12 protein-coding genes are annotated in these 16,077 nt (G+C 75.7%); 2 read left to right on the top strand and 10 right to left on the bottom strand.

Going from position 1 to position 16,077, the window contains the following annotated elements; all coding sequences use genetic code 11:
- Nucleotides 1–105 precede the first annotated feature (105 nt).
- The gene (locus HDA43_RS07175) at nt 106–840 is read left to right on the top strand and encodes an SDR family NAD(P)-dependent oxidoreductase (RefSeq protein ID WP_179818933.1); all 735 of its coding nucleotides are present in this window, start codon (nt 106–108) and stop codon (nt 838–840) included.
- A 64-nt stretch (nt 841–904) separates the two neighbouring features.
- On the opposite strand, the gene hpnH is transcribed toward HDA43_RS07175, so the two are convergent.
- The 7 genes from hpnH to HDA43_RS07140 all read right to left on the bottom strand — a co-directional run bounded on the left by hpnH (nt 905) and on the right by HDA43_RS07140 (nt 9,211).
- Complete coding sequence (gene hpnH, locus HDA43_RS07170) at nt 905–1,909, bottom strand: adenosyl-hopene transferase HpnH (protein WP_179818931.1); 1,005 nt, start codon at nt 1,907–1,909, stop codon at nt 905–907.
- A 5-nt stretch (nt 1,910–1,914) separates the two neighbouring features.
- On the bottom strand, nt 1,915–2,694 hold the full coding sequence (locus HDA43_RS07165; protein ID WP_179818929.1) for a phosphorylase family protein: 780 nt from the start codon (nt 2,692–2,694) through the stop codon (nt 1,915–1,917).
- Nucleotides 2,691–4,742, bottom strand: a complete 2,052-nt coding sequence (shc, locus tag HDA43_RS07160; protein ID WP_179818927.1) for a squalene--hopene cyclase — start codon at nt 4,740–4,742, stop codon at nt 2,691–2,693. Before shc ends, HDA43_RS07165 begins: the two co-directional genes overlap by 4 nt.
- Nucleotides 4,739–6,193, bottom strand: a complete 1,455-nt coding sequence (hpnE, locus tag HDA43_RS07155; RefSeq protein ID WP_179818926.1) for a hydroxysqualene dehydroxylase HpnE — start codon at nt 6,191–6,193, stop codon at nt 4,739–4,741. Before hpnE ends, shc begins: the two co-directional genes overlap by 4 nt.
- Nucleotides 6,190–7,248: a phytoene/squalene synthase family protein gene (locus HDA43_RS07150; protein ID WP_179818924.1), complete on the bottom strand. Its 1,059-nt coding sequence runs from the start codon at nt 7,246–7,248 to the stop codon at nt 6,190–6,192. The genes hpnE and HDA43_RS07150 overlap by 4 nt, the downstream gene beginning before the upstream one ends.
- A complete protein-coding gene (gene hpnC / locus HDA43_RS07145) occupies nt 7,235–8,104 on the bottom strand; it encodes a squalene synthase HpnC (protein WP_179818922.1) in 870 nt (289 codons plus the stop codon). Before hpnC ends, HDA43_RS07150 begins: the two co-directional genes overlap by 14 nt.
- A 105-nt stretch (nt 8,105–8,209) precedes the next feature.
- Nucleotides 8,210–9,211: a polysaccharide deacetylase family protein gene (locus tag HDA43_RS07140; RefSeq protein WP_312873068.1), complete on the bottom strand. Its 1,002-nt coding sequence runs from the start codon at nt 9,209–9,211 to the stop codon at nt 8,210–8,212.
- Nucleotides 9,212–9,240: 29 nt separating this feature from the next.
- On the opposite strand from HDA43_RS07140, the gene HDA43_RS07135 reads away from it, so the two are divergent.
- Nucleotides 9,241–10,554 carry an MGDG synthase family glycosyltransferase gene (locus HDA43_RS07135; protein WP_246423922.1) on the top strand — a complete coding sequence of 438 codons (1,314 nt, stop codon included), beginning with the start codon at nt 9,241–9,243 and terminating at the stop codon, nt 10,552–10,554.
- On the opposite strand, the gene HDA43_RS07130 is transcribed toward HDA43_RS07135, so the two are convergent.
- From HDA43_RS07130 to HDA43_RS36330, 3 genes are all read right to left on the bottom strand, one after another.
- Entirely contained in the window at nt 10,541–11,380 is an 840-nt protein-coding gene (locus HDA43_RS07130) for a DMT family transporter (RefSeq protein WP_179818921.1), read from the bottom strand. The two genes, HDA43_RS07135 and HDA43_RS07130, sit on opposite strands and share 14 nt — an antisense overlap.
- A 97-nt stretch (nt 11,381–11,477) precedes the next feature.
- Nucleotides 11,478–12,692: an FAD-dependent monooxygenase gene (locus tag HDA43_RS07125; protein ID WP_179818919.1), complete on the bottom strand. Its 1,215-nt coding sequence runs from the start codon at nt 12,690–12,692 to the stop codon at nt 11,478–11,480.
- 99 nt (nt 12,693–12,791) lie between these two features.
- A complete protein-coding gene (locus HDA43_RS36330; protein ID WP_179818917.1) occupies nt 12,792–16,070 on the bottom strand; it encodes an AfsR/SARP family transcriptional regulator in 3,279 nt (1,092 codons plus the stop codon).
- Nucleotides 16,071–16,077 lie beyond the last annotated feature (7 nt).

The following is a 16,077-nucleotide window of genomic DNA, read 5'->3' as shown; positions in this document are numbered from 1 at the left end:
CCCACCGGCGCGGCGACGGGTACGGCGGGCCGCCGCGGGGAAGGACGCCGGAGACGGCGTTGACGATGTTCCGGTTCTCCCCCCGGTGACGGGGGTGGTGTGGCCATGAGAATCGCGGGCGCCCGCGTGCTGATCACCGGCGCGTCGTCCGGCATCGGGGCCGCGACCGCGCGGGCCATGGCGGCGGCCGGGGCCCGCCTGGTGCTGGCCGGCCGCGACACAGGCAGGCTGGACGCCGTCGCCGCCGGGACCGGCGGGCGGGCGCTGGCCGGCGACCTCGTGACCGACGCCGCGGACCTGGCCCGGCGCGCCGGGCCGGTGGACGTCCTGGTCGCCAACGCCGGTGCCGGGTGGGCCGGACCGTTGGAGACGATGCCGGACGACGCCATCGAACGCCTGGTCGCGGGCAACCTGACCGCCCCCATCCGGCTGACCCGCCTCCTGCTGCCCGCCATGGTGGAACGCGGGCGGGGACACGTCGTCTTCGTCGCGTCGATCGCCGGGGCGGTCGGCGTGCCGGGGGAGGCGGTGTACGCGGCGACCAAGGCCGGCCTCCTCTGCTTCGCCGAGAGCCTCCGGTACGAGCTGCGCGGGGTCGGCGTGTCGGTCGTGCTGCCCGGCGTGGTGGACACCCCGTTCTTCGAACGGCGCGGCACGCCGTACACCCGCCGATGGCCGGCGCCGATCCCCGCCGAGCGGGTCGCCCGGGCGATCGTCGCGGCCGTCGAGCGCGGCCGTACCGAGTCGTACGTCCCCGGCTGGCTGCGCTTCCCGGCCCGGCTGAGGGGTGCGGCCCCCGGCCCCTTCCGGGCGCTCGCCGGGCTGTCCGCGGAACGGTGACCGCCGCCGCGCACCCGGCGGTGACCTCCGCCGCCCACGGGACGGTGGCGCCCCGGGAGCCGGTTCAGGCCTCGCGCAGCGCACGCAGCGACTCCCGCAGGGAGGACAGCGTGGCGAAGACGGCCGTCGGCTCGTACCCGCAGTGGGCCATGCAGTTGGCGCACCGCGGGTCGCGGCCCCGTCCGTAGGAGTCCCAGTCGGTCTCCTCCAGCAGTTCCCGGTAGGTCGCCGCGTAGCCGTCGGCCATGAGGTAGCAGGGCCGCTGCCAGCCGAACACCGAGTAGGACGGGATGGCCCACGCCGTGCACGGGAAGTCGGCCCTCCCCTCCAGGAAGTCCAGGAACAGGGGTGTGTGGTTGAACCTCCACCGCCGCCGGTTCCCGCCGGAGAACGCCTTGCGGAACAGCTCCCGCGTCTCCCGCACGCCGAGGAAGCGGTCCTGGTCGGGCGCCTTCTCGTACGCGTATCCGGGGGAGATCATCATCTGGTCTACCTTCAGCTCGTCGTTGAGGTAGTCGAGCACCTCGATGACGGTCTGCGGGCTGTCGGTGTTGAAGAAGGTGGTGTTCGTGGTGACCCGGAAGCCGCGCCGCCGGCACTCCCGGACCGCGGCGACGGCCGCGTCGAACACCCCCTCCTTGCACACCGACTCGTCGTGACGCTCGCGCAGGCCGTCCAGGTGGACCGTCCAGGCGAAGTACGGCGAGGGCTCGAACTCGTCGATCTTGCGTGGGATCAGCAGCGCGTTGGTGCACAGGAACACGTACTTCTTCCGGGAGACCAGCTCCCGGACGAGCTCCCCGATCCGCGGGTGCATCAGAGGCTCCCCGCCCGCGATCGACACCATGGGGGCGCCGCACTCCTCGGCGGCGGCCACGGCCCGCGCGACGTCCATGCGCTGCTTCAGCACCCCCGCGGGATGCTGGATCTTCCCGCAGCCCGAACAGGCCAGGTTGCACGCGAACAGGGGCTCCAGCTCCAGCAGGAGCGGGAACCTCTTCCGCCCGCGAAGTCGCTGGCCGAGGATGTAACCGCCGATGCGCAGGCACTGGCGTACTGGCATCGCCATCCGGATCACCCCTCCCTGGATGACGGAAACGGACGTTCTTCCCGGGACACGGAGCCGTCGTCCGCCTCCGGGCCTGTTCTGCGGCCGGCGCCCGTCGCGCGGCCGGTGTCCATCGAGTGGTCGGTGCCCGTCGCGCGGCCGGTGTCCATCGAGTGGTCGGCGCCCGTCGCGTGGTCGTCGTCCATCGTGTGATCGTCGTCCGTCGGGTGGTCGGCGCCGGAGGCGTGTGCCGCCCAGCGGGCCAGCGCCGGGCCGATCCGCCGCAGCACCCGGTACGCCACGACGCCGTACGCCGGGACCGCCCACGGCGACCGGACGTCGGCGGTGTCGGCGATGACGCGCAGCGCGGCGAACGGCAGGCCGTCCGCCGCCTCCGCGAGCGGCCAGGTCTCCATGTCGACGGCCAGCGCCCCCCGCTCGGCGAGCAGCCCCCGCTCGGCGCCGGTCACCACGTGGTCGCAGGTCACCAGCGGTCCGGTCCGCACCGGCAGGCCGTGCCGGGCCAGCTCGGCGGCGAGGAACGGCGTCCAGGGGCAGGGCAGCGCCCGCTCCCCGAAGCGGACCTCGGTCGCCACCAGCACGTCGCCCGCGCGCAGGTCCTCCCGTACGGCGCCGCCGAATCCGGCCACGGCCAGCGCGTCCGCGGACGGCAGCCGCGCCGCCGCCCGCGCGGCCCGCTCCGGCCCCATCCCGGTGCGGAGCACCAGGGCGTCCCCGGACGGCAGACCGTGCCGTACGGCCCGCGCCTCGATCCCCAGGGCGGTGCAGACCAGCAGGGCGGTCACGGCGGGGCCTCCCCGCCGGTCCGCCGCTCCCGGCGCAGGTAGCGGCCGAGCGCGCTGACCGGGAAGACGAGCCGGTAGAGGTGGTAGTTGATGGAGAAGTCGCCGGGGAAGCCGGTCCCGGTGAAGTACTGCTCGTCCCACGTGCCGTCCGGCCGCTGGTTGTCGGCCAGCCACGCCACGCCCCGGTCCACCGCCGGTGAGCGTTCCCCGGCGGCGAGCAGCGCCAGCAGCGCCCACGCCGTCTGCGAGGGCGTGGACGCGCCGCGCCCGATCCACGCCGGGTCGGTGTAGGAACGAAGGTCCTCGCCCCAGCCGCCGTCGGCGTTCTGGTGGCGCTCCAGCCAGGCGACGGCCCGCCGGATCCTGGGGCCGTCCGGCCGCACGCCGGCCGCGACGAGCGCGGGCACCACAGCCCCGGTGCCGTAGACGTGGTTGACGCCCCAGCGGCCGAACCACGACCCGTCGGCCTCCTGCGCCCGCAGCAGCCACACCACGGCCCGCCGCAGGGCGGGGGAGCCGGGGGCCTCGTGGGCGAGCGCCTCGGCGACGTGGGCGGTGACGTCGGCGGACGGCGGGTCGATGACCGCGCCGAAGTCGCAGAACGGCAGCTTCGTGCACAGCACCTGGGTGTTGTCGGCGTCGAAGGCGCCGTAGCCGCCGTCGCGGGAGGCCATGCCGGTCATCCAGCGCACCGCCCGGTCGACCGCCGGCCGTACCCCTGGGTGGCGCACCCGGCGCAGGGCGAGGACCGCCTCGGCGGTGTCGTCGATGTCGGGGTAGCCGTCGTTGTCGAACTCGAACGCCCACCCGCCGGGCGGCAGGTCCGGCCGTCGCACCGACCAGTCACCGGGTCCGCGGATCTCCTCGGCTAGCACCCAGTCCGCGGCCCGCAGCAGGGCCGGGTGGTCGCCGGACAGCCCGGCGTCCAGCAGGCCGTTGACCGCGAGCACGGTGTCCCACACCGGCGACTGGCACGCCTCCAGCCGGCGCGTCCCGGCTTCCCTGATCGTGAAGCGGTCGATCCCCTCCACGCCCTTCCGCATCACCGGGTGGTCGAGGTGGTAGCCCTGGAGGTGAAGGGCGATCAGCGAGTACACCCAGGGCGGCTGGATGCCGCCCCACGACCCGTCGGTCTCCTGCCGCGCGACGATCCACTCGGCGGCGCGGCGCAGCGCGGCCCGCCGCAGGCCCGGGACGGGCCGCCGCTCGTACCGGCGCAGGACCCGGTCGAGGGCGGCGAACGCCGCCTCCCATCCGGGGCGGGGCCACCCGCCGGGCCGGCGGCCGGTGCGCAGCTCGTCCAGGTCGAACGGGAGCGGCCGCACCGGCCGGTGGGCGGCCACGACGGTGAGCGGCACGACCGTCTGCCGGGCCCAGCAGGCCCAGTCGTAGACGTTGAGCGGGAACCACGGCGGCAGGAAGATCATCTCCGGGGGGAGCGCCGGAAGCCGCTCCCACGGCCATCGCCCGAACAGCGCCAGCCAGATCCGGGTGAACACCCGGGCCTCCTCGACGCCTCCCATGTCCCGGACGAAACCGGCCGCGGCCCGCATGTGGGCGGCGTCGGGCGGTTCGCCGGCGAGCCGCAGCGCCGTGTACGCCTCCACCGTGGTGGACAGGTCGCCGGGCCCGTCGTGGAAGGTGGCCCACGTCCCGTCGCCGCGCTGCTCGGAGCGGATCCACCGGGCCGCCGCGGCGGTGTCCTCCTCGGTGCGGATGCCGAGGAACTCCCGCAGCAGGAGGTCCTCGGCGTCCATGGTCACGTTGGTCTGCAGCTCGCCCTTCCACCACCCCTCGGGGGACTGCAGGCCGAGCAGGTGCTCGCACGCCGCGTCCAGGGCGAGCGCGGCGCGTCCGGCCAGGCCGGTCGTCCCGGCCGGCGCGACGGTCACGGCGGACGCGGCGATCACCGGGGCGGCGAGGGGCACGGCGGTTCCGGCGGCCGGGGTGATCGCGGTGATCCCGGTGACCCCGGCGACTTCGGCGACCCCGGTGGTTCCGGTGGTCGCGGTGGCCCCTCCGGTGTCCCCGGCGGTCTCGGTGGTCATGTCAGTGCCTCCCGGTGGTGGGACGTCCGGGGAGATCGGGCCGCCGGCCCGCCGAGGTGGCGTCCGGCCAGGCGGGCCGCGCAGAGCCCGCTGCGCACGGCGGCCTCCATGGTGTCGGGCCAGCCCGTGTCGGTCCACGCGCCGGCGAGGAAGACCCCGGGCCACCGGGTGACGGCTCCGGGGCGCAGCGCGCCGCTGCCGGGACGCTGGCGGAAGGTGGCGCGACGCTCCCTGGTGACGAAGAAGTCGACGATCTCGGCCCGCCGGGCGGCGGGGAAGATCCGTTCCAGCGCGGGCTCGAACACGGCCCGCAGCAGCGCGGTGGGCGTGTCGATCCAGCGGTCCGCCGCCGAGACCGACACGGCGAGGTACTGTCCGCGTTCCAGCCCCGCCACCCGCGACCGGTCGAAGACCCACTGCACGGGAGAGCCCACGACCGCCGCGAACGGCGTCTCGGTGACCCGCCGGTCGTAGACGATGTGCACGTTGACGATCGGGCTGGCGTCCAGGCCGCTCCAGCGCCGGACGCCGGGCACGGCGTCCTCGGGGAGCAGCGCCGCGGCCTGCTCGTGCGGCGCGGCCACGATGACGGCGGACGCCTCGATTCGGCCGCCGCCCACGGTGACCACCGGGCCCGGCCCGACGGCGGTGGCCTTCGACGACAGGTGCACCGCGCCGCCGAGCCGCTCGATGGCGGCCCGCGCCGCGGCGCCGTGCAGCTCGCCCAGGGGTACGGCGGGCAGCCCGATGTCGGCCGCGTCCGCCCGGCCGAACAGCGCCGTTTTGAAGACCATCGCGGCCGGACCCAGGGCCACGTCCTCGACGGCGGCGTTCAGCGCCGCCATCGCGAACAGCTCCCACAGCGCCCGCCGCGCGGCTTCGCTCTGCCCGTGGGCGGCCAGCCAGCTCCCGAGGTCGATCCGGTCCAGCGCGGGGTCCGCCGGGTCGAGCCGGCGCAGGGCCAGCGAGGCCCGCATCGCGCGCAGCCGGTCGGCCGGTCCCAGCAGCGGGTACCGCGCCAGCGCCGGCAGCAGGTGGAACGGCCCCGGCAGGGCCGTGCGCCGCAGCCGCCCGGACCGCCCCCAGGGGGTGAGCACCGGCACGTCGAACCGGTCCTGCAGGTGCACCAGTCCGGTGCGGCCGAGCCGGTCGAGCAGGCCCCGGTAGGCCGTGCAGCAGCGCAGGAACACGTGCTGGCCGTTGTCGACCGTCAGGCCGCCGCGGTTGAAGGAGTGGGTCGCGCCGCCCAGCCTCGGCCGGGCCTCGAACAGGGTCACGCGGTGACCGGCCTCCCCGAGCGCGACGGCGGCGGCGATGCCCGCCAGGCCGCCGCCGACGACCACGACCGGAGCGCCGTCCCGCGCCGGGACGCTCCCCGCCGGAGGGTCCCACGCCGGGCCGTCCGGGGCGCCTGCCCCGGGACCGCCCGGCACCGTACCGCCGCCCCTCATCGGACCGTCCCCGCGAGCGCGCCCACCGCCACCATCGCCTTCCGCCACGGGGGCAGCGACAGCCGCGTGGCCAGCGCCCCGGCGGGGTCCGCCGAGATCCCGCCGAGCAGGCACCGGTAGATGCCGGCCATCGCCGCCGTGCACGCCGCGCTGCGCCCGTCCAGTACGGGCAGCAGGCGCATGCCCTCGGTGAACCAGGCGCGCGCCCGGTCGGCCTCGAACCGCACCAGGGCGGCGAGCCTGTCCGGCGGGTCGGTGAGCCCGCCCGAGGAGTCGACGTCCAGGGTGCACCCGAACCGGTCGAGGTCCTCGGAGGGAAGGTAGATCCGCCCGGCCAGCCGGTCCTCCCGCACGTCCCTGAGGATGTTCGTGATCTGCAGCGCCACCCCCAGCGCGTCGGCCAGCGGCTCGGCCTCGCGGACGTCCCGGTCGCCCTGGACGCCGAAGACGCCGAGCGACAGCCGCCCGATCGACCCGGCGACGCACCGGCAGTACGCCAGCAGCTCCTCGAACCGCGCGTAGCGCGTCCCCCGCACGTCCGCGGCGCACCCGTCGATCAGCTCCCCGAACGCCCGCAGGGGGATGGGGTAGCGCAGGGCGGCGTGACGCAGCGCGACCAGCACCGGATCCTCGGGGCCGGGCGGCGGCCAGCCGGGCGCGGCGCGGACGCCGGACGGCTCCGGCACCCCGGAGCCGTCCAGGATCCCGGAGGGTTCCCGTGCGCAGGGTTCCCGTGCGCCGGCGGGCTCAGGCACTCCGGTGCGCTCAGGTGCGCCGGCGGGTTCAGGTGCTCCGGTGGGCTCGCGCACCCCGTAGGGCTCCGGTATCCCGGAGCACACCGTGTCCAGTGCCGCCCGCGTCTCGCGCAGCCGCGCGAGACGCCGCTCGGCGGGCTCGTCCCCGTCGGCGATGTCGTCGATCCGGCGGGCGAACGCGTAGACGGCGCTGAGCGCGCGGCGCTTGGACGGCGGCAGCAGCCGCATGCCGTAGAAGAAGTTGCGCGCCTCCCGGCTGACGACCTGCTCGCAGTGCCGGTAGGCGTCAGAGACGTCCACGGCCGTTCCCCCCTCGTGTGCCTCGTGCCAGGACGCCCAGCCACGTCGAGAGAAGCCGGACACGGTGCGGGCGCACGGCCCGCCCGACGACGTCGTGACCGGCCCGTCTCAGCGCCGCGACGGTGGCCCTGCCGCCCGCCACGTAACCCGCCACGGCGACGCGGGCGACGCCTCCCATCGAGGAGACGAGCGGCTCCCCCTCGTCGAGCAGCCGTTCGGCCCGCGTCGTCTGGAGGGCGACGACGTCGCGCAACCTCGCCGGGGTGGTCTCCCCGGCGAGGTCGCGCTCGCCGCAGCCGAACCGGCGCAGGTCCTCCTCGGGGAGGTAGACGCGGCCCCGCGCGTGGTCCTCACCCACGTCCTGGCAGTGCTCGACGATCTGCAGCGCCGTGCAGACGCGGTCGGACAGGGCCATTCGCCCGGCGGTCGCCAGGCCGAAGACGTGCAGCACGATGTGGCCGACGGGGTTCGCCGACAGCTCGCAGTAGGCCAGCAGGTCCTTGAAGGTGCCGTACCGGCCGACGGTCTGGTCGCGCCGGTTGGCCTCGACCAGCCGGTGGAACGGCTCGGCGGGGACGGCGCGGGTCTCGACGACCGGTGTCAGGGCGCGGACGGCCGGCAGGCGGGGGAGCCGCCCGGTGTACAGGAGATCGAGGTCGGCGTCGACGTCGTCGAGCATCCGCAGCGGGTCGCGGACGCGGCCCTCGTCACCGACGTCGTCGACGAACCGCGCGAAGCCGTACACCGAAAGGAGGTGACGGCGGATATCGCGCGGCAGTACCAGTGCGGCCACCGGGAAATTCTCCCCGTGTGCTTTGGGCGTGATGCCCGCCGCATCGTCCTCCCCCGAATGCATGAACAGAGGATGTCCCTCGTCGTGCAGGGCAAACATGGGCTTGCGGCCCATTGATGTTTACCGGAAATGAGGTGGGAGAGCGTTTGATGTTTTGCCCTTACCTAGTCATTGGAAAGCGCCGGGCTTTTCCTTCCGGGTGGTAGGTAGTGGATTGTCATGAAAGCCGTTCCAGGGGCCCGGGGTGTTTTCCGCGTCGCCCGTGTTCCCCGGCGCGGCGGTCCCGGGGGTGTGGTGGAGGACCGGATGCCGGCGGACGGCGCCGCGGGAGCCGCTGGAGCCCCTGGAGCCGCTGACGCCGCTGACGCCGTGGTCCCGCAGCGGCCCGACCCGCAGGCCCGCGGAGCGGCAGCGCGCCACCAGCTCCGGCAGGGCGCCGAGCCCCGAGCGCCAGGATCCGGAAGCGGAGGTGTGGTCGGAGTCGTGCAGCAGGAGCGTGGCCCCGCCGCGCAGGCCGGGGGCCAGGGCGGCCAGCACGGAGGACGGCGTCGCCGACCGGGTCCAGTCGCGGCCCCAGGCGGTCCACAGCACCGGGCGCAGGCCCAGGACCCGCGCGGCGACCAGGGCCTCGGCGCTGAGCACGCCGTAGGGCGGCCGGTACCAGGCGGGGCGGACGCCGGTGACGGCCATCACCAGCCGGGCCGCCGCGCCGATCTCGGCCGCCGTCCGGCCCGGCGCGGCGGCGAGGGCGTTGCCGTGGTGCCAGCCGTGCACCGCGATCTCGTGGCCGTCGGCGACGACGCGCCGGCCCAGCGCGGGATGGCGTTCGAGCATCTCGCCGAGCACGAAGAACGTGGCCCGGCAGCCGAGCCGCGCCAGCTCATCGAGGAAACGCGGGGTGGAGCGCGGGTCGGGCCCGTCGTCGAAGGTCAGGGCGACGTGGTCGGCCGCCCCCGCCCCGGCCAGTCCGGGCAGCAGGCGCCGTACGGCGGGCAGCCAGGTCGCCGCCGGTCCCACGTGGAGCAGTGCCAGGCCGGCGACCGCCAGTGCGGCACGACCCGGCGCTCCGGGCGTGTGCGCGGCCGGCGCGGCACGGCCCGCCTTTCCGGGGCCCGTCCTCCCGCGACCCGGTTCACCGGAGCCGGCCGGGACCGGCGCGGAACGTCTCACCCCTCAGAGTCTGCGCGAGAGGGGACGCGATGCCAACGCGGCGCACGGTGCTGATCCTCAGCGCGAGCATGGGCGCCGGGCATGACGCGGTCGCGGCGGAGCTGGCCAGGCGGCTGTCGGCCGGGGGCGTCGACTCCGAGGTGGCCGACGTGCTGGAGCTGCTGCCGCTCCGGCTCGGGGCGGGACTGCGCCGGTGGTACGGCTGGATGATGCGCTCGGCCCCCTGGATGTACGCGCTGATCTACCGCGTCTTCTTCACACCCGGCGGGACGCCCGTAGGGAACGGGACGCCCGATGTGGACGGGAGGGTCGGCGTGGACGGGGAACCCGCGCGGGCGGAGGGCGGGGGCGGCGGACCGGGTGCGGTGCCCGCGCCGGGCCGGACGCCCCCGGTGTCGCCGCTGACGCTCCTGGCCGCGGCCGGGCTGCGCCGGCTGGTACGCCGCAGGCCGCCGTCCGAGGTCGTCTCGACCTTCCACCTGGCCGCGCAGGCGGCCGGGCACCTGCGGCGGCGCGGCCTCCTGCGGGCGCCCAGCACGGTCCTGCTGACCGACTTCGCGGCGCACCGCCTCTGGCTGCACCCGGGCAACGACCGCTACCTGTGCCCGGACCAGGCGACCGCGCGCGCAGTGCGGGCCGCCACCGGCCGTCCGGCCTCCTGCCACGCCCCCGTCGTGCGGCCGGAGTTCCGCCGCCCCGGCCCCGGCGCCGACCCCGGCTCCACTCCCGGTTCGGGACCTGACCCCGGCTCCACTTCCGGCTCGGGACCGGACAACGGCCCCAGTCCCGGCTCGGTCCCTGACACCGGTCCCGGTACGGCGTGGCTCCCGCCCGGCGTGCGGGCGGGGGAGCGGCTGGTCCTGGTCTCGGCGGGTTCGTGGGGTGTGGGGGAGGTGGAGGAGACGGCCGGCGTCCTGGCGGGTTCGGGACGGTACGTGCCCGTCGTGCTGTGCGGGCGCAACCGGGAGCTGCGCCGCCGCCTGGCAGGCACCGCGATCGCCCTCGGCTGGTGCGACGACATGCCGGGGCTGATGGCCGCCGCCTACGCGCTGGTGGACAACGCGGCGGGCCTGACGTGCCGGGAGGCGATGGCGGCCGGGGTGCCGGTCCTCTCCTGCCGGCCGATCCCCGGGCACGGCAGGGACGGCGTCCTGGCCATGGCGCGAGCCGGGCTGAGCGTGTACGTCCCCGGCCCCGGGGAGCTGCCCGCCGCGCTGGACCGGCTGGGGCGCGACGGGGAACGCGACCGGCGGGCGGCCCGGGCGGCGGCGCTGTTCGCCGCGCCGCCCGTCGAGTCGTTCTTCGGCCTCGCGGACCCCCTCGCCCGGTTCATCCCTGGATGAAACGCGAGCGGGCCAGCCGTACGGTGCCGTAGAGGATCAGTCCAAGGCCGGCCAGCTCCGCAACGATCCACGGACCCAGCCGGATCGTCTCGTCGAACAGCGCGACGCCGTACACGATGCTGATCACCGGATCGACGACGCTGAGCGCCGGCTGCACGACCACCAGGCTTCCGCTTCGCAGCGCCTCCTGCAGGAGCACGACGCTCACCAGGCCGGCCGCGACCATGGCGTACGGCGACCAGGTGGTCAGCACCCCGGTCCCCTCCGCGGAGAGGACATGGGTGGCCTCCTTCATCAGCGTGGCGGTGAAGGCGAACCCCAGGGCGGAGGCGGTGCCGAGCAGGGCCGCGCGGAGGTGTCCGCGGGAGGCCCTCGCCGCCGCGATGAGACCTCCCATCACGCAGACCGTCACCGTGACGGTGATCAGCCATTCGTCCGGGTCGGGATAGCTCCGCCCGGGTGAGGGGGAGGCGGCCACCAGCAGGAGGGCGAGTCCTCCGGTCAGGGAGCCGATGGCCAGCCATGTCTCCGGGTTCGGCCGGATGTCGAAGATCTTCGCGGCGAGGGCGATCGTGAAGGGCAGCTCGGTGATGAGGAGGGGCTGCACGAGCGTGAGGCCGCCGGTGGCCAGCGCCGCGGCCTGGAAGAGGAAGCCTCCGATGAGCGCGCCGATGCCGCCCAGCCACACCGGGTTCCGCACCAGCCGCCAGGCCAGCGTGAAGCCGGACACCCCGCTCTCCGGGAGGGCGCGTGCCGCCTTGCGCTGCAGCACCGAGGCGGTGGCGTTGCACGCGGCGGCGCACAGGGCCAGGATGACGGCGATCATCGGCTTTCCACGTTCCGGCCCCCGGCCGCGCGGTGACCGGGACCACCGGATCGTGCCGTTCGCTCCATGGTGCTGTGGTACCCAGGGCGACACCGGGTCAGAGGCCGTAGTTTTTCAAGGTGATCGCCTCGGCCGTCCTGCGGGCCCCCTTGGCGATCATGCCCTTCCACGGCACGTACGGCAGCAGCCGGTAGTTCTGGCTCATGAACCAGGCGACGAAGCGGTTCTCCGGGACCATCACCTTCGCGGTCCCCTCGGCCCCCTTCTGGCAGCCGCCGGCGTAGTCGCGCATCTCCTCCTCGTAGCGGGCGAACGCCGTACGGTGGTCGCCGCCGGCCGCCGCCAGTTCCCCGGCCAGGACGTACGCCCCCACCATGGCCATGCCGGTGCCCATGCCCGACAGCGGCGAGGGGCAGGCGGCGGCGTCGCCGAGCAGGACGGCCCGGCCCCGCGACCAGCCGTCCATGCGGACCTGGCTGACGGAGTCGAAGTAGAAGTCGGGCGCGTCCCACATCGCCTCCAGCAGCCGCGGGGTCTCCCAGCCGACCCCGGCGAACGCCTCGGCGAGGATCTTCTTCTGCTGCCCGGTGTCGTGGCGGTCGTAGGACTGCTTCGGCGAGCCGAAGTAGAACGTGGCCTTGGCCTCGGTGTTGTTCCGGGAGCTGTAGAGGCCGACGAGCCTGCCGGGGGTGTTGTACAGATGCCCGGTGTGGTCGAGTCCGAGGAAGTTGTCGGTGGTGAAGACCGCGCAGTGCAGCCCCAGGTCCTTCACGTACCGGGACTCCGGGCCGAAGGCCAGCGAGCGCACCGTCGAGTGCAGGCCGTCGGCGCCCACCACGAGGTCGAACCTGCGGGGCGCGCCCCGCTCGAAGGTGACCTCGACGCCGTGCTCGTCCTCCGTCATGGCGGCTATGGAGTCGCCGAAGACGTACTCGACGTCGTCCCGGGTCGCCTCGTACAGGATGCGGGCCAGGTCGCCGCGGAGGATCTCGATGTCACCGCTGAAGAGGTCGGCGGGCATCGCGGCCAGCTTCTTCCCGGACTCGTTGACGTACCACATCGCGCCCATGCCCGTCCGGGCGCGCCGGACGTCGTCCAGGATGCCCATCCGCTCCAGGACGGTCAGGTGGGCCCGGCCGCGGAAGTCGACCGCGTAACCGCCGTCACGCAGCGCGGGCGCCCGCTCCACCACGGTGGGGTTGAAGCCGTGACGGCGCAGCCAGTAGGCGAGCGCGGGACCGGCGACGCTCGCGCCGGAGATCAGGACGTTCTTGTTCCTGGGCTTGTTCTTGAGCTGCGAAGTGGTGTTCATGACGGCAAGCCTGTCCGGGGGCGCTCACCGCGCCCTCACCTCCGCCGCACCGCCTCCCGCGCGCCTCACCGGCCGCTCACCGGAGGCTCACCGGCCGCCTCAGCCCTCGGCGGCGAAGCCGAGGGCCGGCGAGGAACGGATGACGTGCTCGGACACCCCGGCCAGGCGCAACGCCTCCTCCGGGGTCAGCCGCAGCCCCTCGCGGCGGGCCGCCTCGTACGCCCGCTCGCCCAGCGCGTCCCGCGCGGCGGACGCCGTCCGGGCCGCGTCCGGGTCATCGGCGGCCATGACGCCGCGCAGCGCGGTGGCCGCGCCGAGCAGCCGGGCCGCCGAGGCGGCGTCGCCCTCGGCCAGCGCGGTCCCGGCGAGGCACTCCACCGCCCTGGCGCCGTCGGGAAGCGGCCCCGATCTCACCGCCAGCTCGACGGCCTGCCGGTACCGCGCCCGCGCCTCGGCGATCCGGCCCCGGCGCTCCTCGACCCGGCCGAGCCCGACGAGCGCGCCCACGCGGTTGCCCACGCTCCTGACCCAGTGCGGGTCGAAACGCTCCAGTGCCTCCTCGTACAGCCTCCGCGCCCCGGTCAGGTCTCCCTCCAGCCGGGCGATGTCGCCGAGGCCGCGCAGCGCGGCGGCCAGGCAGGTGGGGCTGCCCGCGCGGCGCGCCAGCTCGGCGGCCCGCGCGTAGTCGGCGCGCGCCCCGGCGAGGTGAGCCAGGCGGACCCGGTGGTCGCCCCGGTTGCACAGCAGGTCCGAACTGTCCTCGTCCGCCCCCAGCTCCTCGGTGAGGGTCAGCGCCTCGTCGGTCAGCGCGATCGCCCGCGCCGGGTCGTCGCACCATCCGGCCAGCCCGGCCAGCGCGTCCAGGGCCAGCGCCGTCCCCCAGCGGTCGCCGAGAGCCCGGAAGGCGTCGGCGGCGGCGGTGAACTCCCGCTCGGCCTGGGCGAAGTCACCGCTCGCCAGCTGCGGGTAGCCCCAGACCAGGCAGGCGGCCGCCCGCTCCCACGGGTCGGGGGAGGTCCGCCCGCGTGTGATCACCGCGAGGGCGACCCCCACGTCCTCGCCGGACCCGCCGCTGTTGAGCATCGGCCACAGGAACGCGGTGAGCGGGTTGCGCCGCGGCCGGTCCGGGCGCAGGACGATCGCCTCCGCGGCCCCCCGGTGACGCTCCCACGCCCGCCTGCCGGCCTCGCCGGCCGCGGCGGTGAGCGCGCACATGACGTAGTCGTCCCCGAACGCCGGGTCGGGGTCGGGGCCGATCGCCTCCAGCAGCGCGACGGCCTGCGCCGTCACCGAAGAACGCATGCCGCGCATCCACAGATAGCCCGACATGGCTCCCAGCAGGCCCAGGCCGGTCGCGGTCTCCCCGGTCTCGACGGCCCAGCGCAGCGCCGCGTGGAGGTTCTCGTGCTCGGCGGTGAGGACCTCCAGCCGGCGGAGCTGCCCGGTGCGCAGCAGGCCGGGCGCGGCGTCCCTGACCAGATCAAGGAAGTGGCCGGCGTGCGCCCGCCGTACGGCGCCGGCCTCCCCGGCCTCCTCCAGCCGCTCGGCGCAGTAGGCGCGGATCGTCTCCAGCATGCGGTAGCGCCCGCCGCCGAACTCCACGAAGGACTTGTCGGCCAGTGAGTCGAGCACGTCCTCGGCGTCCTCGATCCCGCAGACGCGCTCCGCGGCTCCGGCGGTCGCGCCGCCGGAGAAGACCGTCAGCCGCCTGGCCGCGACCCGCTCCTCCTCGCTCAGCAGGTCCCAGCTCCACGCCACGACCGCGCGCAGCGTCCGGTGCCTGGCGTCGGCCGCGCGGCTGCCGCGCGACAGCAGGCGGAACCGGTCGTCCAGGCGGGCGGCGATCTCCGTCACGTCGTGGGTGCGGGTCCTCGCCGCGGCCAGTTCGATCGCCAGCGGCAGGCCGTCGAGCGCCGCGCAGACGCGCCGCACGGCCTCGGTCCCGGCCTCGGTCCCGGTTCCGGTCCGGGCGAAGCCGGGCCGTACGGCCGAGGCCCGGTCGGCGAACAGGCGCGCAGCCTGGTCCGGCGCCAGCGGGCGGACCGGCCACAGGTGCTCGCCGGTGATGCCGAGCGGTTCGCGGCTGGTGGCCAGGACGCGCAACCCGGGGCAGGCGGCCAGCAGGTGCCCGGCCAGCTCGGCGACGGCCGCGACGACGTGCTCGCAGTTGTCGAGGACCAGCAGCGGAGGCCGGTCGGCCAGCGCCGCGACCAGCCGGGACAGGGGAGTGGTCCCGGCCGGTACGGCGAGCAGCCCGCCCTCGCGCAGGCCGAGCGCGCCGAGCAGGGCCCGCGGCAGCTCCGTGCCGTCACGCAGCGGCGCCAGCTCGACGAAGCAGACGCCGGACCGGCCGCTCACCGCCTCGACCGCCAGCCGGGTCTTGCCCGCGCCGCCGGGGCCGAGCAGGGTGACCAGGCGCGCGGAGTCCAGGAGGCGGGCGATCTCGGTGAGGTCCCCGGCACGGCCGACGAAGCTCGTCAGCTGCGCGGGCGGCGCGGCGAGCGCGGGCGGCGCGCCCGAGGCGGACGGTCCCGGCACACCGGTCCCTCCGGGCGCCCCGGCCGTCACGGGAGACGCGAACGACCCGGTCGCCCCGGCCGTCATGGGAGGTGCGGGCGGCGCGCTCTGGCCGGGGACGGCGGGCGCCTCTCCCCGGAGGATGGACCGGTGGATCGCGGCCAGCCCGGCGGAGGGGTCGGCGCCGAGCTCGTCGGCCAGCAGCCGCCGGGTCTCCTCGAAGGCCACCAGTGCCTCGGCCTGCCTGCCGTCGGCCGCGAGGGCCCGCATGAGCAGGCCGCGCAGCCGCTCCCGCAGCGGATGCCGGTCCGCCAGCTCCCGCAGCTCCGGTACGGCGGAGCGGTGCCCGCCCAGGCGCAGATCCGCCTCGATCCGGTCCTCCAGCGCGCCCAGCCTGCGCTCCTCCAGCCGCGTGACCAGGGCCTGGACGGACCCGGCCGCGGCGGCGTCGGCCAGTGCCGGCCCCCGCCACAGGTCCAGGGCCTCGCGCAGCAGGGCGGCGGCCCGCGCGGCGTCCCCGGTCGTGAGCGCCCGCCGTCCCTCGTCGGCCAGCCGTTCGAAGCGGTGGGCGTCCACGTCGCCGGGGCCGGCCGCGAGCCGGTAGCCCGGCGGAGCCGCCTCGATCGTCGCGCCGGGGCCCAGGGCCCGGCGCAGCCGGGAGATCTGCGACTGCAGGGCGTGCCCGGCGCCGTCCGGCGGCCGCTCGCCGTACAGGTCGTCGATGAGGCGATCGGCCGCCACCGCTTCTCCGGGCCGGGCCAGCAGCAGGGTCAGCAGCGCCCGCCGGGCCGGCCCCCCGAGGTTCACCTCACCCTCGTCGTCCCGCCACGCCTGTGTGGTCCCAAGAATCCCGAATCGCACCCGGCAA

Origin of the sequence: Streptosporangium sandarakinum (genome assembly GCF_013409935.1) — a bacterium.
GTDB lineage: Bacteria > Actinomycetota > Actinomycetes > Streptosporangiales > Streptosporangiaceae > Streptosporangium > Streptosporangium nondiastaticum.
The sequence above is the reverse complement of the archived record's forward strand: the minus strand, read 5'-3'. Positions and strand labels throughout refer to the sequence as shown.